Annotated in this window: 25 protein-coding genes; 3 read left to right on the top strand and 22 right to left on the bottom strand. The window is 39.2% G+C overall.

Features of this window, described 5'->3' with window-relative positions; genetic code table 11:
- Positions 1–321 precede the first annotated feature (321 nt).
- Both serA and BN6556_RS19895 read right to left on the bottom strand, forming a co-directional pair.
- Positions 322–1,908: a phosphoglycerate dehydrogenase gene (gene serA, locus BN6556_RS19900; protein WP_066195429.1), complete on the bottom strand. Its 1,587-nt coding sequence runs from the start codon at positions 1,906–1,908 to the stop codon at positions 322–324.
- Positions 1,909–2,254: 346 nt separating this feature from the next.
- On the bottom strand, positions 2,255–3,034 hold the full coding sequence (locus BN6556_RS19895; protein ID WP_316245342.1) for a MurR/RpiR family transcriptional regulator: 780 nt from the start codon (positions 3,032–3,034) through the stop codon (positions 2,255–2,257).
- A gap of 109 nt (positions 3,035–3,143) precedes the next feature.
- On the opposite strand from BN6556_RS19895, the gene pfkB reads away from it, so the two are divergent.
- Genes pfkB through lacD form a run of 3 tightly spaced genes read left to right on the top strand, consistent with a single transcriptional unit; the run spans position 3,144 to position 6,895 of the window.
- Positions 3,144–4,064, top strand: coding sequence for a 1-phosphofructokinase (gene pfkB, locus BN6556_RS19890; RefSeq protein WP_066195423.1), 921 nt, complete (start codon positions 3,144–3,146; stop codon positions 4,062–4,064).
- Positions 4,065–4,082: 18 nt separating this feature from the next.
- On the top strand, positions 4,083–5,960 hold the full coding sequence (locus BN6556_RS19885) for a fructose-specific PTS transporter subunit EIIC (RefSeq protein ID WP_066195419.1): 1,878 nt from the start codon (positions 4,083–4,085) through the stop codon (positions 5,958–5,960).
- Positions 5,936–6,895 carry a tagatose-bisphosphate aldolase gene (gene lacD / locus BN6556_RS19880; protein ID WP_392388613.1) on the top strand — a complete coding sequence of 320 codons (960 nt, stop codon included), beginning with the start codon at positions 5,936–5,938 and terminating at the stop codon, positions 6,893–6,895. The genes BN6556_RS19885 and lacD overlap by 25 nt, the downstream gene beginning before the upstream one ends.
- 165 nt (positions 6,896–7,060) lie before the next feature.
- Here the strand turns inward: lacD and BN6556_RS19875 are convergent, their stop codons facing one another.
- The 20 genes from BN6556_RS19875 to rpmH all read right to left on the bottom strand — a co-directional run bounded on the left by BN6556_RS19875 (position 7,061) and on the right by rpmH (position 24,863).
- Positions 7,061–7,360: a Dabb family protein gene (locus tag BN6556_RS19875; protein ID WP_066195413.1), complete on the bottom strand. Its 300-nt coding sequence runs from the start codon at positions 7,358–7,360 to the stop codon at positions 7,061–7,063.
- A 60-nt stretch (positions 7,361–7,420) separates the two neighbouring features.
- Positions 7,421–7,927 carry a GNAT family N-acetyltransferase gene (locus tag BN6556_RS19870; RefSeq protein WP_066195408.1) on the bottom strand — a complete coding sequence of 169 codons (507 nt, stop codon included), beginning with the start codon at positions 7,925–7,927 and terminating at the stop codon, positions 7,421–7,423.
- Between the two features lie 626 nt (positions 7,928–8,553).
- The gene (gene rpsR, locus BN6556_RS19865; protein WP_066195405.1) at positions 8,554–8,784 is read right to left on the bottom strand and encodes a 30S ribosomal protein S18; all 231 of its coding nucleotides are present in this window, start codon (positions 8,782–8,784) and stop codon (positions 8,554–8,556) included.
- Positions 8,785–8,804: 20 nt separating this feature from the next.
- On the bottom strand, positions 8,805–9,326 hold the full coding sequence (ssb, locus tag BN6556_RS19860) for a single-stranded DNA-binding protein (protein WP_066195402.1): 522 nt from the start codon (positions 9,324–9,326) through the stop codon (positions 8,805–8,807).
- Between the two features lie 15 nt (positions 9,327–9,341).
- Positions 9,342–9,632, bottom strand: coding sequence for a 30S ribosomal protein S6 (gene rpsF / locus BN6556_RS19855; protein ID WP_066195398.1), 291 nt, complete (start codon positions 9,630–9,632; stop codon positions 9,342–9,344).
- A gap of 145 nt (positions 9,633–9,777) precedes the next feature.
- Positions 9,778–10,878, bottom strand: a complete 1,101-nt coding sequence (ychF, locus tag BN6556_RS19850; protein WP_066195395.1) for a redox-regulated ATPase YchF — start codon at positions 10,876–10,878, stop codon at positions 9,778–9,780.
- 207 nt (positions 10,879–11,085) lie between these two features.
- Positions 11,086–11,283, bottom strand: coding sequence for a DUF951 domain-containing protein (locus BN6556_RS19845; RefSeq protein WP_066195392.1), 198 nt, complete (start codon positions 11,281–11,283; stop codon positions 11,086–11,088).
- 42 nt (positions 11,284–11,325) lie between these two features.
- A complete protein-coding gene (locus BN6556_RS19840; RefSeq protein WP_066195389.1) occupies positions 11,326–12,336 on the bottom strand; it encodes a YkvI family membrane protein in 1,011 nt (336 codons plus the stop codon).
- Between the two features lie 100 nt (positions 12,337–12,436).
- Positions 12,437–13,141, bottom strand: a complete 705-nt coding sequence (locus tag BN6556_RS19835; RefSeq protein ID WP_066195386.1) for a DUF554 domain-containing protein — start codon at positions 13,139–13,141, stop codon at positions 12,437–12,439.
- A gap of 117 nt (positions 13,142–13,258) precedes the next feature.
- Positions 13,259–14,092: a ParB/RepB/Spo0J family partition protein gene (locus BN6556_RS19830; RefSeq protein WP_066195382.1), complete on the bottom strand. Its 834-nt coding sequence runs from the start codon at positions 14,090–14,092 to the stop codon at positions 13,259–13,261.
- Positions 14,085–14,846, bottom strand: a complete 762-nt coding sequence (locus tag BN6556_RS19825) for a ParA family protein (protein WP_066195377.1) — start codon at positions 14,844–14,846, stop codon at positions 14,085–14,087. Before BN6556_RS19825 ends, BN6556_RS19830 begins: the two co-directional genes overlap by 8 nt.
- Positions 14,847–15,071: 225 nt before the next feature.
- On the bottom strand, positions 15,072–15,938 hold the full coding sequence (gene noc, locus BN6556_RS19820; RefSeq protein WP_066195373.1) for a nucleoid occlusion protein: 867 nt from the start codon (positions 15,936–15,938) through the stop codon (positions 15,072–15,074).
- Between the two features lie 343 nt (positions 15,939–16,281).
- Positions 16,282–16,995: a 16S rRNA (guanine(527)-N(7))-methyltransferase RsmG gene (rsmG, locus tag BN6556_RS19815; RefSeq protein ID WP_066195370.1), complete on the bottom strand. Its 714-nt coding sequence runs from the start codon at positions 16,993–16,995 to the stop codon at positions 16,282–16,284.
- A 16-nt stretch (positions 16,996–17,011) separates the two neighbouring features.
- Complete coding sequence (gene mnmG / locus BN6556_RS19810) at positions 17,012–18,904, bottom strand: tRNA uridine-5-carboxymethylaminomethyl(34) synthesis enzyme MnmG (RefSeq protein WP_066195366.1); 1,893 nt, start codon at positions 18,902–18,904, stop codon at positions 17,012–17,014.
- Between the two features lie 28 nt (positions 18,905–18,932).
- On the bottom strand, positions 18,933–20,309 hold the full coding sequence (mnmE, locus tag BN6556_RS19805) for a tRNA uridine-5-carboxymethylaminomethyl(34) synthesis GTPase MnmE (protein WP_066195364.1): 1,377 nt from the start codon (positions 20,307–20,309) through the stop codon (positions 18,933–18,935).
- A gap of 973 nt (positions 20,310–21,282) precedes the next feature.
- Positions 21,283–22,515, bottom strand: coding sequence for a dicarboxylate/amino acid:cation symporter (locus BN6556_RS19800; RefSeq protein ID WP_066195361.1), 1,233 nt, complete (start codon positions 22,513–22,515; stop codon positions 21,283–21,285).
- 194 nt (positions 22,516–22,709) lie between these two features.
- Entirely contained in the window at positions 22,710–23,327 is a 618-nt protein-coding gene (jag, locus tag BN6556_RS19795; protein ID WP_066195358.1) for an RNA-binding cell elongation regulator Jag/EloR, read from the bottom strand.
- Entirely contained in the window at positions 23,327–24,115 is a 789-nt protein-coding gene (gene spoIIIJ, locus BN6556_RS19790; RefSeq protein ID WP_066195355.1) for a YidC family membrane integrase SpoIIIJ, read from the bottom strand. Before spoIIIJ ends, jag begins: the two co-directional genes overlap by 1 nt.
- A 194-nt stretch (positions 24,116–24,309) precedes the next feature.
- Entirely contained in the window at positions 24,310–24,654 is a 345-nt protein-coding gene (gene rnpA, locus BN6556_RS19785; RefSeq protein WP_066195352.1) for a ribonuclease P protein component, read from the bottom strand.
- A 74-nt stretch (positions 24,655–24,728) separates the two neighbouring features.
- Complete coding sequence (gene rpmH / locus BN6556_RS19780) at positions 24,729–24,863, bottom strand: 50S ribosomal protein L34 (protein WP_066195349.1); 135 nt, start codon at positions 24,861–24,863, stop codon at positions 24,729–24,731.
- Positions 24,864–25,167: the final 304 nt, after the last annotated feature.

The following is a 25,167-nucleotide window of genomic DNA, read 5'->3' as shown; positions in this document are numbered from 1 at the left end:
GAAGTTAAAATGGTGTAAACCTATCGTCCGTTATGATCTTAAAAAGCGTTTATGTACTTAGAAATATATAGAATTGGATATATTTTTTATGGATGAAGAAAAACAGGTAAAACCTGCCCGCTCCTTTACCGATCACTCCAAGTTGTTACTGAACTGCTGATAAGATGGATGATGTTAAGTAACGAGTCCATCTTATCGGTACTCCGGTTCGTTCCAGATCAAATCGCTTCAAATCCTATTATATCAATGATTTTAAACTTTCTTACCTTACTAGAAAAGACCTCCTCGAACAGATTAAACAGTTCGAGAAGGTCTTATCCTTTACAATTGCATAGCTGTTAATTTTTCAACCTCTTCCATTGCTTGCAGGGCGGCAATCTCTTCTTCTTCTAGGAATTTATCAATCGTTAAGATCATAATCGCTTCCCCGCCAACATCTGAACGACCTACCTGCATAGCTGCAATATTGATGCCTCGCTCAGCAAACATATTACCTACCTTACCGATGACACCCGGCTGATCATTGTGCTTAATAACAACTAAGTCACCCTCCGGTACCACATCGACACTATAAGTATCGACACGAACAAGACGAGGACCTAAACCATTCAGCAATGTCCCAGAAACCGAACGGGTTACATTCTTAGTCTTTACTTCTACGGTTAATAAGTTGGTAAAACCTTTCGTAGTAGAAGACTTATTTTCATTCACTTGAATACCACGCTTTTCGGCGAGATAAGAAGCATTGACATCATTGACATGATCACCTAAGTGACGTTTCAATAAGCCTTTGATGGTATTACGGGTTAATGGTGCCACTTCCAATTCCGTTAAATCACCTGAATACGAAATATTAATCTCTTCAATAACGCCATTGGTTAGATAGGTTAAAAAAGTACCCATTTTTTCTGATAGATAGAAGTATGGCTCAATCTTATTCATGACCTCTTTCGGTACGGCTGGTAAGTTAACCGGGTTCTTCGCTACACCGTCGGTTAAATAACGAACCACATCATGACTGACATCAATCGCCACCGATTCCTGTGCCTCAATCGTACTTGCTCCCAGATGTGGTGTCGCAATTACTTCCGGAAGTTCCAACAAGCGATGATCCGTTGCTGGTTCTTCTTCAAACACATCCAAAGCAGCACCGGCTACCTTGCCTGATTTAATCGCTTCATACAAGGCATCTTCATCAATAATACCACCGCGGGCACAGTTGACAATACGCACGCCATCCTTCATTTTGGCAAAGGCATCTTTATTAATCAGATGTTTGGTATCTTTAATAAGTGGTGTATGAACCGTGATAAAATCTGCGGCCTCAATCACATCTTCTACCGAACCATAGTCTATTCCTAATTTATCGGCACGATCCTTGGTTAGGAATGGATCATAGGCAATCACACTCATACGCTGGCCTTTGGCACGGGCTGCTACCTCTGCCCCAATACGCCCCATTCCGATAACACCTAACGTTTTCCCTTTTAACTCTACCCCAACGTATGTCTTACGATCCCATTTCCCATTTTTCAATGCATGGTAAGCCTGAGGTATCTTACGGGCTAAGGATGTTAACATCGCAATCGTATGCTCGGCAGCAGAGTTGGTATTTCCATCCGGTGCATTAACGACAATAATACCTCGCTCCGTCGCCGCACTCAAATCAATGTTATCAACCCCAACACCAGCACGACCAATAATCTGCAGTTTGGAAGCTTTACTGATAATATCACGTGTTACCTTGGTTTGACTTCTTACTAAAAGGGCATCATAGTCGCCAATCTTGTCCATCAACTCATCTGCAGATAACCCTGTATCTACATCTACCTGGATGTTATCCGCTTCTCTTAGTGGCTGAATACCGTCTTCACTTAATGGATCACTGATTAATACCTTAAATGTCACGCTTGTCCCCTCCAACATATATATTTTGAAAATTTAGATAACTAGTTCGTGAAGTTTTTCACTTATAAATCGACTTTCTTAACAACTAACTTTTATTATAGCACTTTTTCTCGTTGATAAATAGCAGGAAATCATTTGATTGTTTCTATCATAGCAAACCAGCACACTTTGTCAATATATAATATAATATTTTCACATTAATGTTCGTGTTTTTTAGGATTTTAATTAGATTTATGTGATCCATCTTTGTTCATTTTGGTTAATTCACGAACATTAAAGGGATCTAATCAAGTATTACTCTTTCTCAAAATAAAAAATCTATCTATTTTTAACATAAAATTCCCCACTAATTATAACGAATCACATACGCATCAAGAAATATCCTGGCCAGCACCTGTAACGGAAGCCTTGAACGCACTTCATAATCAGGGAAATAACTCTTTTTTGATTTATACCCCAACAGATTAATATCACATAACTGAAATAAGCTACTTTCTTTATTAGTTGTTAAGGCGATTGTCTTTACATTATTCTGTTTACAAAACGTAGCCGCCTCTACTAGCTCATCTGTTTCTCCGTTTAAAGATACAAAAATCACCAAGTCATCGCGGGTGAATTTTCTCGCCTTAATACGAATTATATTGGGATCATTATGTTCCTCACAATGCTTTTCTAGTAATTGTAGTTTAAGAGCCATCTCTTTCGAAATGTGTTCGGAAAATCCGCGTCCAAATATCGTGATTTTTTTACTGTATCGAACGGCATTCAGGGCATCCTCTATAATCGACGAATCTAAATAATTCAAAGTATTCGTTACTTCTTCCTGGTTTTTGAAGATGGCCGTTTGGATTTGTGAGTCTATATCCTTTATTTGCTTCAAGACTTCCGGAAATTGCTGGGATTTCTCTGAGACAAAATGAAATTTAAAATCGGTAAATCCTTGATAATGTAGCTTCTTCATGCACCGAACAATGGTAGAAGTGGATACATTGGTGGCTTCACTCAATCTTGTAATTGACATGTCCCCCATTGAGGCATCATGTTCTTCGATATATCGTAATAAATGTTTATCACTACTACTTAACTCATGGTAATAATGCTGCATGCGTTGTTGGAAATTCATCATAAAACACCTCTCATGAAATGATTTTCACTCCAACTTTACTATACCACATATCTTGCAAACATTTTCATTATCTTATGTGTCATAATACGAGTAAGAAAGGGTGATTGTTATGATTTATACTTGCACGTTAAATACGGCTATCGATATGTTCATTGAAATGGAGGACTTTCTTCCCGATAAGGTCAATCGAAGTATCTATGATGAATTTCAGCCGAATGGAAAAGGAGTGAATATCTCCATTATCTTGAAAAAACTTGGATTTTCATCCACGGCCATGGGATATATAGCCGGATTTAGCGGTCATTTTATTCAAAAAGAATTAACAAACTTGGGAATTCATACGCATTTCACAGAGGTGGAAGGGTTTACTAGGATTAATGCGTTTGTGAAATCCAATCAAGGGGAGTATAAAATTGTCAATAGAGGCCCCACTATCACGGACACAGCTATCCAGCAGTTATTAAATAACATCCAAAAGTTAACCGAGGAGGATGTCTTATTTGTATCCGGTAGTCTGCCACAAGGATTGGGACCCTCGATTTTGGTTGATATCGCTAAATTGGCAGCAGATATCGGCTTTTCGCTTATTTGGGATGTGAGTCACCCTATATTAAGTCAGTTACTCCCTTATCAGCCCTACTTAATCAAGCCAAATGAGGAGGAACTACAAACCTTGTTTCCGGAGCGTACACTCGATTCCGAACCAGCACTGATCGAAGCAGCGCAGCAACTACTGGCACAAGGCTGCCAAAATATCCTGCTCTCCATGGGGAATGAGGGGGCCTATTTTATTAACGAATCAATGGTGCTTCATTGCCCTGCACCAAGTGGTGAGGTGATGAATACCGCCTGTTCTGGAGATACGATGCTGGCTACTTTTTACAGTACCTTACAGGATACCGGCCATACTGCTTATGCCTTACAGAAAAGTGTCGCTGCTGGTTCCTCAACTGCTTTCCAAACAGGGTTAACCAACTTTGAAGATGTTGATCAATTAATGGAGCAAATTGAAGTAAAAGAAATTAATTAAAAATAAGAGGTGAAAAAAATGACGTATCGCTTTTTAGGAGTTACTGGCTGTCCAACAGGTATAGCACATACTTTTATGGCCGCTGAAGCGTTAGAAAATGCGGCCAAGGAAAAAGGGATTTCTATCAAAGTAGAAACCCATGGCCAACGTGGAACAGAAAATCAGTTCACAGCACAAGAAATTCAAGAAGCAGAAGTAATCATCATTGCCGCTGATAAAAATGTAGACATTGATCGTTTTCACGGAAAAAAAGTAATCAATGTGGCTGTATCCAAAGGGATTAAAAATCCAGAAGAATTAATCGAACGAGCTCTATCCGGCGATGTGCCTGTCTATAAGGGAACAGGCGAATCCACGGCATCAACCGAGAACAACAGACCGGACTCCGTCAATTTGTGGCACAAGATCTACGTCCACTTGATGAACGGAGTATCACACATGCTTCCTTTTGTCGTTGCAGGTGGTGTAATGGTGGCTATTTCCTTTATGTTTGGAATTTATTCTGCCGATCCAGAATCTTCTCAGTATAATGAAATAGCGGCCATCATGAATACGGTAGGCGGTCTAGCAATGGGACTGATGGTACCAGTATTAAGTGCTTATATTGCACAGTCTATCGGAAACCGACCTGGCTTAGTGATCGGATTTATTGTCGGGATGATCGCCGATACGAATGGTACTGGTTTTTTGGGCGGTATCGTGGGCGGTTTCTTAGCAGGTGGCATTATTTTATTATTAAATTATTTGCTCAAACGTTTACCAAAATCACTTGATGGGTTAAAGGCCATATTCCTCTTACCTGTATTCGGTATTTTTCTTGGCGGATTTTCCATGTGGTATCTATCCGTCCCAATGGAAGCTATTAATCAAGGAATGATGGACTTTTTAGCAGGTTTCCAAGATTCCAATCCACTCTTATTGGGATTAATTGTTGGTATTATGAGTGCATTTGATATGGGTGGTCCCGTGAATAAAGCTGCCTATGTCACAGGCACTGCCTTGTTAGCACAAGGAAATCACTTCTTTATGGCTGGGGTATCCGCCGCATGTATTGTCCCGCCGTTGGCAACCGGTTTTGCCGTACTATTTGCTCGTCGTTTTTACAGCCAATCAGAGACAAGCGCAGGATATGTGAATTTCTTATTAGGATCTACCCATATTACCGAAGGAGCTATTCCTTTTGCTGCCAAACGACCTTTAACGATTATTCCTATTTTAATGGTCGGTTCATCGATTGGGGCCATTTTAACCTATTTATTTCAGGTAGAAGTACCAGCTCCTCACGGTGGATTTATCGTCTTACCTGTCGTCACACACGCCTTATACTGGGTGCTTGCTATTCTCATTGGTGCAGTTGTGGCAGGTCTTTTAATGGCATTTGAACAAAAACGCCACCAAGAAAAGAATAAGCAAGAGCAAACATCGGCACAAACCAGCAAGCAAGTCGGACAACTTTTAGAAAGTAAGCAAATCTTCTTGCAAGAAAAACTGAATTCAAAAGATGACGTACTACACTTTATTGCTGACAAAGCAGTGGCATTAAACATCGCTGACAATGCTAATGAAGTATACACAGGGCTGCAAAAGCGGGAACAGGAAGGCAGTACTGGCATGGAAAACGGGATTGCCATTCCTCATGTTGCCAGCTCCTCCGTTCGAGAAGCCAAATTAATCGTAGTCCGTTTGGAGCAAGGAATGGATTGGCCAGCACTAGATGAACAGCCAACAACCTTTGTTATAAGTATCTTAGTTCCTGAAGGCAATAGCAATGAACACCTAGATATTTTATCCAATTTATCGAGAAGATTAGTTAATCAAGACTTTGTTGACACACTTAAACAGTCACAATCAGAACAGAAAATCAAAGAATTATTAATTGGAGGCATAGAACAATGAAAAACTTATCAGCATTAATAAATGACAAGGGCATCATTTCTGCACTGGCAATTGACCAGCGGGGTGCATTAAAACGAATGATGGGAGAAGCTATATCTGGAAAGCAAATATCTGCTTTTAAACAATTAGTTTCCGAGCAACTGACTCCGTATGCTTCTTCTATCCTACTTGATCCTGAATATGGATTAGAAGCAGCTGGTAAACGAGCTCCAGACTGCGGATTGATTTTGGCTTATGAACAAACTGGTTATGATAAGCAAGAAGCCGGGAGATTTCCCGATTTGATCACTAATTGCTCTGTGAAAAACCTGAAAGCCCGTGGCGCCGATGCGATTAAGTTATTAATCTATGTTGATGTAGATGAAAGCAAGGAAATTAATGAGATAAAAGAAGCTTTCGTGGAACGGGTTGGCAGTGAGTGCATTGCCGAGGATATTCCATTATTTTTAGAGATTCTGACGTATGATGATCGCATCGGTAATGAAAAGGGATTGGAATTTGCCAAAGTTAAACCGAGAAAAGTCATTGAAGCCATGCGATTATACAGTCAAGCAAGATTTAATATAGATGTATTAAAAGTAGAAGTTCCTGTTAATATGAACTTTGTCGAAGGTTTTGCAGAGGGTGCGACAGCCTATACACAGGTAGAAGCCCAAGCCTTTTTCAAACAACAGACAGAAGCAACCGAATTGCCTTTTATTTTCTTGAGTGCAGGTGTCACACCAGCATTATTCCAAGAAACATTGCACTTTGCAAAAGGTGCTGGCTCAACCTTTAATGGGGTTCTATGTGGAAGAGCAACATGGAGCGGTGCAACAGAAGCATTCACCAAAGACGGAGAAGTTGCCTCTACCGAATGGCTAAAAACAGAGGGAGTTCGTAATATTCAAGCTTTGGATGAAGTCGTACAAGAAACAGCAACAGCTATTTCTTAAGTTATGTAAAAGGCTGGGAATTCATCATCCCAGCCTTTTTTATCGTTATTTGTATTGTAGCTGGAAACCACTCCAAATTCTTCACTCTCGCCATCTCGAAAATGAACTTTATACCTTTATGTAGGCTAAATAACATGAAATTCATGGAAAATCGATACTACAAAGCTACACCAAATAATCCACACAAACACGATCTTGCACACATTCCTTAACAAAAGCAGCTACCCGCACATGTTCCGGATGCACTTGATAGTTTTGCAGTGCTTCCTCTGTTTCAAAGACACTGTCCAAGATAATATCGCGGTCACTTGTTGCCAGTGGTTCAATGATGACATCGATCGAAATAACCCCTTCGATTTGATCCTTTAAGCCTTCCAGTTGTTGTTTGATCTTTTGCGCATTCTCTTTTCGTTCTTCTTCACTAACATGATCACGATGGTTCCATTGTACAATATGTTTAATCATAAGCTTTTCTCTCCTTTATTCTACTGCATTTATTTTACCACAAGCCCAGTCCTGCTGTACCTAGATATCCCTTCTGTACCGCATAGACTTCACTTGGTCAGTTAATTTACTTTCAAACGAACTAACCTCTTGTTGGAATTCAAATCCTCTTGCTTCGTAAAAAGGAATGGCCTTCTGATTCCCTTTTTGCACAGACACCCATTGTTCATGGGCACCAAAATCCTTCTGTTGATTGGTTATCGCTTGCAATAATTTACTTCCAATCCCTAGATTACGCCTTATTGGGTCCAGATACAGGACGAAGACTTCAGCAGATTTCTCACTTATCAATCCGCCTCCTCCTGCTCCGATCACCTGATGGTTCTCTAAGGCAACAAAGTAGCCACCCCAAGCTTGAGTGACTTGCTGCACCTCTTTAGTTACCCGTTCTGTATGATAAAATTCTTCACACCTGCGTTTTACATAGGCGTCAGGCAATATATCCTTCGAGGCAAATCGATAACCAGCTGTACAAACATCGATAATGCTAGCTACATGCTGCTCATCTGCTAATTGGATCTTGGTCATCGGGTTGATCACTTCCTTTCCTTATTTTGATGTAAGAAAAACTGGCCAAACTCCGATCGTTCCTTTATTACATATAAGTTGAACTTATAAATGTAACAAAAACATGTGACAAGCAAATCATTGCTCGCATTATTTCCTAATAATACCTCGTTTGATCCATTCGTGTGAATGAGGAGATAACCAAGGAATAAATGAATGTATTATCTGGTTATCTTCTCATACCGCGTAAATGGATCAAAAGCGCCATTCGGTCCATGATACATTATTTCATTCAACTTATATAATCAAAAGAAAATGCTGACTACCGAAAAGGTGGATTATGTGAAATAGATCACCTTTTTTAGTGCGTGCCAAGGTATAGGAAACACGATGAGAACGTTCTTTGCTTGAATAGCTTGTTGACTTATGCCTCGCGGGTAAAAGTGGAACCTATTTCTGAAGCGTTTCCTAGCGCAGACAAGCAATCAACTTTACCACATGGAACAGATGGATAGGCTATTTTACAATCCATCTTATCAGCACTATTGTTCGTTCAATGTTAACATCTTTCTACATCTTATTACCAAAGACTATATGTTTTTTCTTGCAAAAAAAAGCTTGGGCATTAGTCTCCCAAGCTTTTCTTATTATTCACTTGCATAAGGCAATAGTGCCATTTGACGAGCACGTTTGATTGCTCTTGTCAATTTACGTTGATATTTTGCAGAAGTTCCTGTTACACGACGAGGAAGAATTTTTCCACGTTCGGACACGAAACGTCTTAGCAAATCAACGTCTTTGTAATCAATGTGTGTAATCCCGTTCGCTGTAAAGTAACACACCTTACGACGCTTTGCACGTCCACGACGAGCTGCCATAAGTATAACCTCCTTCTAGATTAGAATGGTAAATCATCATCAGAAATATCTACAGGCTCTCCACTGTCTTGGAATGGATTTTCATTATTGCTATTTCCCTGATTGTTATTTCCTTGATTATTATTGTTGTTATATTGATTTTGGTTTTGATTAAATGGAGCTTGCTGCTGGTTCTGATTATAACCTTGTGATCTTTGAGAGGGTTGTCCACCACCAGCATTATTTTTTGGTTCTAAAAACTGGATAGACTCAGCCATCACTTCTGTAATAAATACTCTCTTGCCCTCTTGATCATCAAAGCTGCGGGTTTGAATACGCCCGTCTACACCGATAAGACTTCCCTTACTCATATAATTAGCAAAGCTTTCTGCTTGCTTTCTCCATACCACACAGTTAACGAAGTCTGCTTCGCGTTCTCCTTGCTGATTTGAAAAAGGTCGATTACAAGCAACCGTAAAGTTTGCGACGGCTACGCCATTTGGTGTGTAACGTAAATCTGGGTCTCTCGTTAACCTGCCGACAAGTACGACACGATTTAACATCAGAACCACTCCTTATTATTGATCATCTTCACGAATTGCCATGTAACGAATAATATCATCAGAGAAATTAGCCTGACGGTTGAATTCGTTAATAGCTGCCTGATCACCTGCGAAGTTGATAATTACATAGTATCCATCACGGTAATCTTCAATTTCATAAGCAAGACGCTTCTTGCCCACTTCTTCTACTTTTTCGATCTCCGCACCATTGTTAGAGAGAATGCCGTTAAAACGCTCAATAAGAGCTGTTTGCGCCTCCTCTTCGATATCTGGGCGGATGATGTACATAATTTCGTATTTCGTCATCCGTTTGCACCTCCTTTTGGTCTTAGCGGCCCCTTGATTTTTCAAAGAGCAAGGAGTAATAGTTTTTTATTACTCACAATACAATATTATACCAATATTCTATTTGTATTGCAAACCTTTTTCACAAATCGGAGACCCTTCTTCGTTACACGTTAAAGCGGAAATGCATGACATCTCCATCTTTCACCAAATAGTCCTTACCTTCTAATCTCATGTTCCCTTTTTCTTTGGCTGCTTGTTCGGAACCAGCTTCCATTAAATCATCATAAGATACGGTCTCTGCCCGAATAAACCCTTTTTCAAAGTCACTATGAATAATACCCGCTGCTTGCGGTGCCTTAATCCCCTTCTTAAAGGTCCATGCGCGCACTTCCTGTTCTCCTGCTGTAAAGTAAGTTGCCAATCCTAATAGTTGATAGGTCGCTTTGATCAATTGGTCTAGTCCGGACTCAGCAATTCCCAGCTCTTCTAAAAACATTTCTTTCTCTTCTCCGTCTAATTCAGCGATCTCAGATTCTACTTTGGCACTGATAACAACCACTTCTGCTTGATCTGCCTCCGCAAAATCCCTTACTCGCTGTACATATGGATTATTATCCACTTCTAATAACTCATCTTCTCCCACATTCGCTACATATAATACCGATTTGCTAGTGAGCAAGTGGAGTCCTTTGACAAGTTTTTGTTGTTCTTCCGTAAATGATACGGCTCGTGCTGGCGTTTCTTCTTCGAAAGCATCGCGAAGTTTTTCTAATACGTCAAACTCTGCCATTGCTTCCTTATCTTTTTGTTTTGCCATTTTCTCGACACGTTGTAATCGTTTGGTCACTGTTTCTAAGTCCGCCAAAATCAATTCGAGGTTAATCGTTTCTATATCAGAGATCGGATCCACTTGCCCTGACACATGGGTAATATTCTCATCCTCGAAACAACGAACGACATGACAAATAGCGTCAACTTGACGAATATGAGATAGAAATTGATTCCCTAACCCCTCCCCTTTACTAGCACCTTTAACAATTCCAGCGATATCAGTGAATTCAAATGCTGTCGGGATCGTCTTTTTTGGTTTCACAATTTCTGTTAACCTTTGTAGACGATGATCGGGAACCTCTACAATTCCTACATTTGGATCTATAGTACAGAATGGATAATTTGCTGATTCTGCACCTGCTTGCGTTATTGCGTTAAATAAAGTCGATTTACCCACGTTAGGTAAGCCAACAATTCCTGCTGTTAATGCCATCTTTAACCTTCACTCCTTAAGGATTGCGTCCATATGAACGGATCAGTCATACCAATTATAGTGATACTTCTAACGATTGACAAGTTATTAAAAATAAAAAATCAAGGTTCTACACCCCTTGATTTCCGTGTTTTCTCTAGAAAGAAATCTTTTTTTCTAATCATTTAATACCGTCAAAATATGAGTTTGTTTCACGTGGAACATTTTTTATTTTTCTGCTGACTCAATAACTCTCTTCATTTTTTGTTCAAACTGTTTACGTGGAAGCATCACGCTATGCCCGCAACCTTCACACTTAATTCGAATATCCATCCCCATCCGAATAATCTTCCATCTATTCTCTCCACATGGATGAGCTTTTTTCATTTCAACAATATCATGTAATTGAAATGCTTTACGTTGCATGCTTATCACCTCAGTCTTACCCTAATTTCTCCTACTATTATATTAGATTTTTTTATAAAAAGGAAATAGTAACACTGCACAAAGCAAATATAAATTAACAATACCATATAATGGGTATAAAAAGGCAATTAAAGTAGAAAAACCAAAATTGGTTAATGGTAATAATCCCACTAATATCAATAAAGCTAGTACCCACATTCTGGGTTGAAATATGGATTTCAGTCTGGTAACCAAAGCCAACACCCCAGAAATCGCAGTCGTAAAAATAGCAAACCACAGCAAAATAGACATAATAATATACGTATACGGCGGATAATGCTTTAAGATCGCAAATAATGGGATCTCATACAAAACAATAATATCCGATAATTGAATCAAACTATTATTATATAAAAAAGACGTTACACCAAGGATCAAGCCACTGCCCACACTCGCAATCCAAATCTCGCCATTTGATTGGATTTGATCGCCAATTGCCCCTAAAACAGCGATAACAGATAGAATATTTAGTGCAGTAAACGTAAAAGCAGCGGTCCAATTCGATTGCTGATCCAAGGATAATGGCAGAGACAATTGTTGATCCAGCGAAAAGAAAACTAATAAAGACAGCAAGCCCAACATTAATAATGGCATCACAAACACATTAAATTGCAACACACCGGATAAGCCTTTGACAAATAATAGCACGGTTAATATCACTAAGAAGAGTATTCCCAACCATTTTGATAACTGAAAGGCTTCAAAGGTTGCCCCACTCCCCGCAATCATAATAACCGTTGTTGATAATAAGTAAAAAAAGATAAGCACATCATAAAAGCGTGCTACGGGTTTTCCTAAAATTAGCTCTAGAATAGTAAAGTAATTTGTGGTCTGATGCTGATAACTAAGCTTCATAACAATCAAAATGCTGCAAGTAAACAAAATGGTAAACAATAGAATAGCTAGTCCACTTTCATGACCAAAAAATTGCCAAAGCTCCCTGCCAGATGCATACCCAGCACCTATCATGACTCCTAGGATTAAAAATAACCACTTTAAACCTGCTTTCCACATATCTTATCCTCCACTACATTGAAATCTGTTTAGGAATTTTCCTATAAAAAATTGCTATAGAATAAGATATGCGACAGCTAGTCAAGCTATGCTGAAAATGTTACACGACAAAGACATAACCAAAGTATAAAAAGATAAAAATAATGATAGCAGGTAAGAAATCACCTATTTTAAAGCTGGTAATCCGCAGAATATTTAAACCAATGGCCAAAATAAGTAGCCCGCCAATCGCGGTAACCTCCATAATAAAACCATTTAGCAATTCTTGTGGCAGCCATTGATTGATCTGAACCGCCAGTAAAGCAATACTTCCTTGATAAATGACCACTGGAATAACAGAGAACCCGACGCCGTAGCCTAACGTAGTCGTTAACACCATCGCCATAAAACCATCCAAAAATGCTTTGGTGAACAATACTTCATGATCCCCACGCAACCCCCCATCTAACGCGCCGACAATGGACATCGCACCAATGACAAAGATTAAACTGGCCGTAATAAATCCTTCCGTAATCGATTGTTTATCGTTCGTGCTAAACTTCTGCTCTATTTTCTGCCCAAGATAATTCAATTTATCCTCGAGATGAATCGCTGTACCAAATACTCCTCCTGTTAGCAAACTGATAAGAATCAAGATAATATTTTCAGCTTGAATTGCCATTTGTAAGCCTATCAAAACAACGACTAATCCTATTCCTTGCAAGGCAGCCGTCTTTATTCGATCAGGAATATTGGAAAAGATCAATCCTAGTAATGTGCCTATGATAATGCATAACCCATTTACTAATGTACCGAGTAAAGCCATGATTTTTCTCCTTTTTACAGATTACTGTTTCTTACTGGACGTATCGAAATCTATCCTTTCTCCCCTATCACAGAAAAACGGCCTGATTGTTCCACGTGAAACAACCAGACCGTTTATTTATTCCATCTTATCTAGGATTCGATTCAAGTCATCATCAGAAAAAAATTCGATTTCGATCTTTCCTTTTTTCTTACCTTTATTGATGGTCACATTGGTACCAAAGTACTCTTTTAAATGATTCTCTCTTTCGGCAATGAAAATATCCTTTTTTACTTTTTTCTTTGGCTTTGGTTGTTGATGGTTTAATTCATTAATCAATGTCTCTACCTGACGGACATTTAGCTTTTCTTTAACAATACGATTAACGATTGGCTTAAGTTTTTGCTTATCCTTTAAACCTAATAATGCCCTGCCATGCCCCATTGAAATCGAGTGATTATTAATCAGTACAATAATATCATCAGGTAAACTCAGTAAACGAACCAGGTTAGCAATATGGGAACGGCTTTTACCTAATCGTTTTGCCAATTGATCCTGTGTCGTTCCTAGTTCATTGATTAAACGCTCATAGGCTGTTGCTTCTTCAATAGGAGTCAAATCTTCCCGTTGAATGTTTTCTAACAGAGCTAACTCCATCATCTGTTCATCCGTTAATTCCTTAATAATAACAGGAATCGTCTCCAGATTCGCCTCTTTAGCTGCCCGATAGCGGCGCTCCCCTACTACGATCTCATACCCTCTTATGCTATTACGCACAATTAATGGCTGCAGAATGCCATGCTCTTGAATCGATTCCTTTAATTCTTCAATCGCATCGGCTTCAAAGACTTTACGTGGTTGATATGGATTGGGACGACATTTCACTAATTCTACTTCTTCAATCTTTTCCCCATTTTGGTCTTCTATTTCTGTAAAAAAGGCATCCAGTCCTTTTCCTAATCCTCTAGCCACCAGCAATCACTTCCTTTGCTAAATCGATATAGACTTCTGCCCCTCTCGATTTAGAATCATATGATATTATCGGTTTTCCATGACTTGGTGCCTCACTTAAACGAATATTTCTTGGAATGACCGTATGGTATACCTTGTCCTGAAAATATTTCTTCACTTCATCAATTACCTGAATACCGAGGTTCGTTCTCGCATCCAACATCGTTAATAAAACACCTTCGATCATCAAGTGTTTATTCAAATGCTTTTGTACCAATCTAATTGTATTTAGCAGCTGACTTAATCCTTCTAAGGCATAATATTCACATTGAACGGGAATAAGTACGGTATCAGAAGCAGTTAAAGCATTGATGGTTAGTAAGCCCAAAGATGGTGGACAATCAATAATGATATAGTCATAGCTATCTTTGACATTGTCTAATGCTTTTTTTAAGCGAACTTCTCTTGATATCGTTGAGACCAATTCAATTTCTGCTCCTGCTAATTGAATCGTGGCTGGTATGACCTGGAGATTACTAACATCTGTATCCACGCATACCTCATTTACCTCTGCATCATCCACTAATACATCATATATGCATTTATTTACATCTGCCTTATTGATACCGAAACCGCTTGTAGCATTTCCTTGTGGATCTATATCTACCACTAATACTTTTTTGTGTAAATCTGCCAAACAAGCACTTAAGTTAACGGAAGATGTTGTTTTGCCGACGCCACCTTTTTGGTTGGCAACGGCTATTATTTTCCCCATGGTGTCACCTACCTCTTGCAATTCTCTCTTTTATTTTACCACTAATTCTGTTTATTTCAGAAATAAATGTTGTTTTTAAACCATAAATGATTCAAATGATTCAATTTGCTTGTGGATTTCCAACAGTCCTCGAAGTCTTATCTGATCCCTTTTCATGTTGTTCTCTCCTTTTCCCTTGCAAAAAACGACCCATCTTTCTAACTGATAAAGATGGGCAGCATGTACTTATTTTTTCTTAGGAATTTTGATGGTGATTTGGTAATAGTCCTCATGGTCTTGCTCATTGGTTTCCAAATCAATTCCTGTGTCGGAAACCATGTTTAACGACTGCCTTATAGTATTCATTGCGATACGCATGTCTTTATTAACCCCTTTCAAGCGGGGTTTTTTCTTCGGTTCTTTCTTATCTGCTGTCATCAGTTTTTCGATCTGATCTTCGGTTTGTTTCACGTTTAAATCTTTTTCGATAATCTGCTGTAACACCTTACGTTGCAGTTCTTCGTCTTTTAAAACGATCAAGGCTCTGGCATGTCGTTCCGTAATTGTTTTTTGTAAAATGGCTTGCTGGACTTCTTGAGGAAGCTTGAGCAGTCTCATTTTATTGGCAATGGTAGATTGGCTCTTGCCTAATCTCTGTGCTAATGCTTCTTGCGTTAATTCATGCATTTCAATCAATTTCTCATACGCAGTTGCTTCTTCGATCACGGTCAGTTCTTCTCGTTGTAAATTTTCAATTAGTGCTACCGAGGCAGTTTCCTTATCAGTCATTTCGCGGATAATGGCGGGAACAGTCTCCCAGCCAAGACTATTGGCAGCACGCCAACGCCTCTCCCCAGCTATGATCTCATAAGACTCTTCCTCTTCATCCAGCTTACGTACCACAATTGGCTGTATTAAACCATGTGTATGTAATGTTTGAGCAAGTTCTTTGATCTTCTCCTCATCAAAAATAGATCTTGGCTGAAAACGATTGGCTTCTATTTTAGCAACATCAATATAGACAACCTCGTCTTGCAGTTTATCTAACTCTTCGGTTTCGATTTCTTCGGTTTTATCACCAATTCCAAAAATCCGACCAAATGGGTGTAACACAACAAACACCACCTTTTTCTACTTCACATCATTCCATTATAGCTAAGTTTGCTCTCCTATCTATGAAAGCAGACCCCCGATAATAAACCCATTCTCCCCTCTTTGTCTTCAAAAACAAAAGGGAAAACTTGCTTAATTACCGTTAAGCAAGTCAAAGAAGCCGTTAGATATTCCTTAATGTTTCACGTGGAACATCTCTAATCATCTGTTATATCCATTTTATCATAAAAATACGAAAAGCGATAAAAAATATCAATAATTTTTCAAGAAATATATATGGCTTCTGAAAAATCAATATTTCCCCATTTATTGGTGTATTCATTCTATAAGTGCAAATTTATCTTTATAACGGATGTTTATTGGGAACGCCAGGTTTTCTTGGATATTTCTTCGGTGTTTTGCGTTTTTTATCAATAAAAACAATATTTCGTTCGCCATTATTCGCTGGTAAAGAGAATGTCTCTACCCTATTCACGACTCCACCTAGTAGTTCAATGGCATCTTGCGCTTGTGCTAATTCTCCTGAAGCATTGGCTCCCTTCATGGCAATAAAGGTTCCACCAGTGCGTAACAAAGGAAGACATAGTTCCGATAATACGGATGTTTTGGCTACTGCCCTTGCCATCACCACATCGAATCGATGCCTAAATTTATCATTTATACCAAATAACTCCGCTCGGTCATGGTAAAAACTTACCCCCTCCAGACCTAGTTGAGCGGCCAAATGATTCAAAAAGGTAATTCTTTTTTGCAGGGAGTCAACAATGGTCACCTTTACATGTGGGTATAAAATCTTAAGGGGAAGGCTAGGAAAACCTGCCCCTGCCCCCACATCACAAAGGTGCAAATCATTGGTGAAATCAAAATAAAAGGCGGCCGTCACCGAATCGTAGAAATGCTTAGCATACACCTCTTCTTTTTCGGTGATGGCGGTTAGATTCATTTTCTCATTCCATTCTACCAAAATTTGATAATATTGTTCAAATTGCTGGATTTGTTTTTCTGTAATGGTTATCCCTTTTGTTTGTAAATGATCTTGAAAAGCTTGCAAATCCACGGCGCCACTCCCCTATTTATTCATTAGATACTTTGGCTACATTTCCTTGTTCAATATATACTAGTAAAATGGAAACATCGGCAGGATTGACCCCGGAAATTCTCGAGGCTTGTCCTACAGACAATGGACGTACCGTTTTTAATTTTTCCCTTGCTTCGGTGGCAATTCCACTTATATCATCGTAATCAATATGGTCTGGAATAAGTTTGTTCTCCATTTTCTTCATACGATCTACTTGTTGGTTAGATTTGGAAATGTATCCTTTGTATTTAATCTGGATTTCCACTTGTTCTTTCACTTCTGCTGGCAGCTCTTCTTCCGGTGTGGCAAAGCGTTCCATCAACTCATAAGTGACCTCTGGCCGTTTCAGTAAATCATAAGCCAAAATGCCATCTTTTAATCGAGTGCCGCCGATTTCCTCCATTGCTTGCTGTAGCTCTTCTGTTGGTTTCAAACGAACCTCACTTAAACGCTCCATTTCTTCTGCAATTAATCGTTTTTTCTCTTCAAAACGGGCAAACCGCTCTTTTGGTATCAGCCCTAAACGATAACCGATTTCTGTAAGACGAAGGTCGGCATTATCATGACGTAATAAGAGACGATACTCCGCTCTGGACGTCAATAAACGATAAGGTTCATTGGTTCCTTTGGTCACTAAGTCATCGATTAGCACACCAATATAGGCCTGAGAGCGATCTAGTATACACGTTTCCTTATCTAATACTTTGGCAGCAGCGTTAATTCCTGCCATTAAGCCTTGAGCCGCCGCTTCTTCATATCCAGAGGTTCCATTGATTTGACCTGCTGTAAACAAGGAATCAATATTCTTCACTTCGAGTGTCGGCCATAATTGTGTTGGCACTACGGCGTCATATTCAATCGCATAGCCTGCCCGCATAATTTCTGCCTCTTCTAGCCCCGGCACTGTTTTGAGGATTTCGCGCTGGACATACTCTGGTAAGGAAGTGGATAACCCTTGTACATATACCTCTTCTGTATTTCGTCCTTCTGGTTCCAAGAATACCTGGTGTCGCGGTTTATCATGGAAACGGACAATTTTATCCTCAATCGAAGGGCAATACCTTGGCCCCGTTCCTCTTACGGCACCTGAATACATTGCTGATAACCCTAAATTTTCATTAATGATTTCGTGGGTTTTTTCATTGGTATACGTTAACCAGCATGGAATCTGATCCAATATCTCTCCCGTCGTTTCATAGGAAAAGTGTTGTGGATGCTCATCACCAGGCTGTATTTCTGTTTTTTCATAATTAACGGTCCGATTATTGACTCTTGGTGGTGTTCCCGTTTTGAAGCGGACAATATCAAATCCTAGTTCTTCCAAGTTTTCTGCAAGTTTGATACTAGCGCGTTGATTATTTGGACCACTTTCATAAGAAATATCACCAAGCAATACACGTCCTCGCATAAAGGTACCTGTCGTAATAATCACCGATTTTGCTCGATAGAATGCTTTGGTTTCGGTAATAACACCTTGTACCTGACCCTCTTCTACCACCAATTCCTCTACCATTCCTTGTCTGACGGTCAAATTCGGTGTTTCCTCTAACAATCGTTTCATTTCTTGTATATATAAAGGCTTATCTGCTTGCGCACGTAAAGCACGAACGGCAGGACCTTTTCCTGTATTCAACATCCGCATTTGGATATAGGTTTTATCAATGACTTTACCCATTAAGCCACCCATTGCATCGACTTCTCTAACGACAATCCCTTTGGCAGGTCCGCCAATCGATGGATTACATGGCATAAAGGCAATCAAGTCTAAGTTTAATGTTAATATTAATGTTTTTGCCCCTCTTTTGGCAGCGGCATAGGCGGCTTCCACACCTGCATGTCCCGCTCCGATGACAATCACATCATATTGACCAGCTTCATAGTTGGACATAGCTGATCCTCCTTTTATCTCCGTTTGGTTATTTTCCTAAGCAGAATTGAGAAAATAATTGATCAATTAAACTATCCTGCACGGTATCTCCGACAATTTCCCCAAGTAATTCCCAGGCTCTCGTCACATCTATTTGTACTAAGTCAATCGGCATACCAGCTTCCATCGCTTGATCTGCCTCTTCCAGTGCCGCTAGTGTCTGTTGTAATAATTGGATATGACGAACATTCGATACATACGTAAGATCACCTGACTCAATCTCCCCTGCAAAAAAGGTATCGGCAATGGCTGTTTCGAGTGCATCCATCCCTTTATCTTCAATTAAGGCGGTCGTGATCACCTTTTGTGTACCAGCTAATTGGTTTACTTCGTCAATATCTAATTCCGGTTCTAGATCGGTTTTATTGACAATGACAATATACTCTAATCCTTCTACTGCTTTAAACAGGTTACGATCTTCTTCTGTTAATGCTTCGCCATAATTAAGAACAAGCAGAATCAAATCGGACTCTTTTAAGGCCTTGCGGGAACGTTCGACACCCATTCGTTCAACAATATCTTCTGTTTCACGAATACCGGCCGTGTCTACCAGCCGTAGTGGCACGCCTCTTACATTGACATACTCTTCAATTACATCCCTTGTCGTTCCCGGAATATCAGTGACAATCGCCTTTGACTCCTGAACAAAGGCGTTCAATAAGGAAGATTTACCGACATTTGGTCTGCCGATAATCGCAGTGGATATACCTTCACGTAAAATTTTTCCTTGCTTAGCCATGCTTAATAGTTGTTCTACCTCTTGATAGACTACCCTTGTTTGTTCCTGAAGCATTTGATGGGACATTTCTTCTACATCATCGTATTCCGGATAATCAATGTTAACCTCTACATGGGCGACGGTTTCAATCAGCTTCTGCCGCAGTTCTTGCACAAGTTTCGATAGTTTTCCATCTAGCTGTGTTAAGGCTATATTCATTGCTTTATCAGTTTTGGCGCGAATCAAATCCATCACTGCTTCCGCTTGCGATAAATCAATCCTGCCATTCAAAAAGGCTCGCTTGGTAAATTCACCAGGCTCCGCTAAACGTGCACCCTGATGTAATACTTGTTCCAACAATCGATTCACCGAAGCCAGACCGCCGTGACAATTGATTTCAACGATGTCTTCTTTGGTAAACGTCTTAGGCGCGCGCATAACGCTCACCATTACTTCTTCAATCATTTCTTTACTGTTCGGGTCCACCATTTTACCATAATGGATCGTATGGGAATCCACTTGCTTAAGGTCTTTCCCTGCAAATAATTGATTGCTAATCGTGACAGCTTCATCCCCGCTTAAACGAACAATCGCTATCGCGCCTTCCCCAATCGGCGTCGAAATCGCTGCTATTGTATCCTGCTCCACTTCTTCACCTCCATCTGACACCTATTATCTATATCTTATCTATTCAGATTAGTTTTTGTATCACTAACTTATTAGAATAGCACATAACTATGCCCTTTGAAAAGATATCCACACCTGTTTTTTGGGATTTTAGCAAAAATATTTATCCACATGTGTATAAATTTTCTTGGATTTAGTTATCCACAAGGGATTTTCTATTCATTAGCCGAAGATACGTATGCGTGTTTGTGGATAATTTTTATAAATAGCACTTAGTGCAAACGGAGTTATAAAAAGTATTAATATTCTAATTTGAAGGCTCGCTCTTTCTCAAAAATCACAAAATAAGGAGGGGGTATTCCGATTATACTGCTCTTTCACTTTATGAAAATCCTCATTTACCGTTTTGCCTTTCTCGCAAAGAAACGGTAGAATGAAGGGAAAAATATCGAAGTGCAATCCAGCGTTGCTCGGACGAATCCATTTGTTTTCGTGGTTCTTGCTGCTATCTACGCAAGTGAAAAGATGAATGAACGATAAGCTATCTTTTCACACACATTCATCAATGGTCAAAATCATTCCAAATCCTATAATACCAAGGATTAATAGCACTTTAATCTTATCAAAATAGATGATTTCACGTACTAAACAAACATCCCAATGTTTTCTTTCCTAAAAAAAACACGTAATCCTTAGAATTACATGTTCTTCTCTCAGCATTTGCTTTATTTTGGCTGAATAATGATATACCGTTTTAGCTCATTTCCTTGTGGATCTGTCTCTATGTCCAACCGTTTGTGAAATAGGGGTTCCTTACTCTTCTTAGCTGCTTACATACTGTACCCTTGTGTTGAATCACTTTCTTTTCAACAAATTAGTTTTTGCTGCGTTAAAGAAAACAACCTGGATTGGGTCTTTTTACTTTTGTTAGAAACCATTTCTTGCGATTTTATTTTCCTCTTCATATTATTTTAAAGCGGGTTCCTAATTTTATTTATACCTGAGCAGCCTTCCTTTTTTCCGAACGGTCTATAACTGCGGCTCCAACAATATCTCCCGTAACATTAGAAGCTGTTCCACCCATTCCAAGGATGGCATCTACCCCTCCTATTAATGCAACGATTTCCAATGGCAGCCCAAACATTGTTAGTACTGCCGATAGGGTTACAAGTCCTGCGGCAGGAACTCCCGCCGTACCTATCGATAAGAGCGTTCCTATTAACACGATGATCAATAAATCAGTTGGTGACAGATTCAAATCGGTCACATTTGCTGCAAAAACAATAGAAATACCCATACGAAGGGCACCGCCATCCGAATTGAACACGGCTCCTAAAGGTAATGCGAAATTCGCTGTTTTTTTAGAAATACCTGCTTTCTTGGCCGCTTCAATGGCCACGGGGAGAGAAGCAATACTGCTTGAGGTGAAAAACGCCGTCGTATAAGCTTCCTTCGTATTTCTGAAAAATTGAAAAATCGATGTTCCCGATAACTTCAATAAACCCGAATAGATAAAAACCCAAAGCAATATAAGTCCAAGATAGAAAACCCCTGTCAGTTTCAGTAAGGATTGCACCGTCTCCCACCCATGGCTACCGAACGCAGAAGCACTGATGGCAAATATGCCGATAGGAGCGTATAAAAGAATACCTCTTAGAATCTTAAAGAACATTTCATTCAATGCACTGAAAAAAGTATCCAGAACCTCACCATATTTCTGTGACTTTTCTTCTTTGGAAAATTTCATCAGAGATATCGACATACCTATAATAACAGCAAGAAATAGAATGGACATCAGATCACCAGAAGTGAAGGCCTCAAACATATTTTCAGGTACAATTTGCAAAAGCACATCGGAAACATGTGGTGTATCTGGCTTCTCGACATTTGCATCAGGCAAGGTCATATTAACCCCCGGTTCGAAAAAAAGAGCCAATCCTAAACCAATCAAAACAGCAGCGGCCGTTGTAACAGCATAATAAAAAATCAGTTTGCCCCCAATTCTCCCCAGCTGTTTTACATTCATTTGATTGACAGCCAACACCACAGCCAAAAAAATGATCGGGATGGCTATAAGGCTAAATAAATGAAGCAGAAGTGTTCCGAAAGGTTGTAAAACCTCAGCCTGTTTACCGAAAATGACTCCTACGATAATGCCAAGTATAAAACCAATTGACATTTTAAGTATGAAAGATGAATTTTTATATTTATTCCAAATGTTAATCATTGATATTCACGCCTTAAGGTTAAATTTCTAAATATGTATTGATAAAATCAACTACGATCTATATGTACTATTACCGGTTGACTTTTCAAGGAATTGTTTCATTATACCACAACAGAGTGTGATAAACTTTTCTATCTAATAAAAAAAGAACACGTAATCCAAAGAATTACATGTTCATCACTTACCATTTTGCTTTATTTTGGATGAATAACGACATACCGTTTTGGTTCATTTCCTTGTGAATCTGTCTCTATATCCGACCGTTTTTGCAATACCGTATGAATAATTTTCCTTTCATACGATGGCATTGGATCCAGTTTAACCGTTCTGCCTGTCTTCACTGCTCGATCGGCATTCTTTTCAGCTAGTGCTACTAACGTTTCTTTTCTTCTATCACGGTACCCCTCTGCATCGACTACCACCGTGTAATACTTCTCAGCATACTGGTGCATTGCCAATTGAGCTAAGTATTGAATGGCGTTTAGAGTCTGTCCCCGTTTCCCAATCAATACGGCAATTTTCTCACCTGATAATTCAAAAGTAATATGGTTTTGGTCGATATGCATGGATACATCTATCTTTTCATCAAATGCGTTCACCATATTTTGTACGTATTTCTCCAGCTTTTCCGTTGGATCATCATGCTTGGTCACCTTGACTATCGCCCGTTTGGAACCAAACAAGCCCAATAATCCTTTTTTTGGTTCTTCAATTACCTCTACTTCGGCCTGATCCTCTGTGATGTTTAACTGCTTTAGTGCTGATTGGATCGCTTCTTCAACCGTTTGTCCCGTAGCAGTTATTTGTCTCACTATTTTTTGCCTCCTGTACTTGCCTCTTGATTTTTCATCATTGGGTTTCTAACAAGTAAGGTTTGCCCTACCATAAAGAGGTTACCTACTACCCAATAAAGCGCCAATGCAGATGGTAAGAAAAGAGCAAATATCCCGATCATTACTGGCATAATATAAAGCATCATGGTCATCTGAGGCATCATAGAATTTTGTTGTGCCGTTGTTCCAGCCATCATCAGCTTCTGTTGTAAAAAGGTGAAGAATGCTGCTACAACTGGCAAAATATAATATGGGTCTGATTGTCCTAGTTCAAACCATAGGAACGGATGATCTCTTAGTGCTTCCGTTCTCATTATCGCATGATAAAAGGCGATTAAAATCGGCATTTGTACGATAATAGGCAAACAACCAGCAAGTGGGTTGACACCATTCTTTTGAAATAGTTCCATCGTCTCTTGTTGTAACTTCTGTTGTGTTTGCTGATCTTTGGAGCTATATTTCTCACGAATTTCCTGTAACTGCGGCTGAATGGCCTGCATTGCTTTAGAACTTCTTAATTGCTTAATGTTTAAGGGTAACAAAATTAAACGAATGAGAATCGTTACAACTATAATTGCCAGTCCATATCCATATTCTCCATGAAAGAAACTTGCTACCTTTAATAGGAACCACGATAAAGGATAAACAAAATAACTATTCCAAAATCCTTCACTTTCTGAGGTGATGTCCTGATCAATCTGAGTACATCCTGCTAATAGAGCTACTAATACAACTAAGCCCAATACGATAACGAGCTTTTTACGCATCCTGATCCTCCTTAATTCTTTCCCAATCACTGTTCATCGCTTTCCATTCTACCACTATATCCTAACATTTAGCTAGTCATAATTAAGAGGAAATCAGAGGCAGGTCATGGAACATGCTGCAAAACAAATAAAAGTTGCACGAATTTATCCATCCCAATGCTTGATAACATATTTCTGTACTACGCTAGATGGTGCTATCGCTTCCTCAATAAACCTGTTTTATAAAGCAAATGATTGACACTTTTTTTTATTTGATGAAAATCTATATCTTTCACGGGTTGTCTCGCAATGATAATAATATCATACTCATTCTTCACTTTGGTGTCTAACTCGACAAAGACCTGTCTGATATAGCGCTTCACTTGATTACGCACTACTGCATTACCAATTTTTTTACTCACCGATAATCCTATTCGATAATGTGCTTGTTGATCCTTATGTAAGTAATAAATAACCAGTTGCCGGTTCGCAAACGAAGCACCTTGCTTAAACACTTCTTGGAACTCTCTATTCTTTTTTATTCTCCATGCTTTCTTCATTTGCGTGCTCCTCCAATAAAGGCTTTCCATGATCTACCTTACATGGAAAAAAGACCACTGAGCTGATCAGTGGCCTATGCGGATAATACCTTTCTACCTTTCTTACGACGACGAGCAAGAACCTTGCGTCCATTTGCTGTGCTCATACGCGCACGGAATCCATGAACTTTCTTACGTTTACGATTATTTGGTTGAAATGTACGTTTCATTATATATGCACCTCCCTGAGGAATTTCAAAATTTCAGTCCATTTAGACAGTCTTACTTATTATATGTATAAACTATCATCTCTGTCAATGATTAGTTTTGAAAAATGGGCTGATTCTTTATGTTAACAAGGAAGAATATAGCTTAGAATGGCTAGATCAAATGAAGTGGTCTTACATTTTCTGCCCCCGCAAAGCCGATTTACACTATGTTAAACCTTATCACCATTTATCAGAAAAAAACCTGTGACAAGCAAGTCTTTGCTCGCATTATCTCCTGTTGTGCAACAGTATTCCTCGATCATTG

This window comes from Gracilibacillus timonensis, from assembly GCF_900086715.1.
GTDB classification, from domain to species: Bacteria; Bacillota; Bacilli; order Bacillales; family Amphibacillaceae; genus Gracilibacillus; species Gracilibacillus timonensis.
This window is presented reverse-complemented; position numbering and strand designations above follow the sequence as displayed.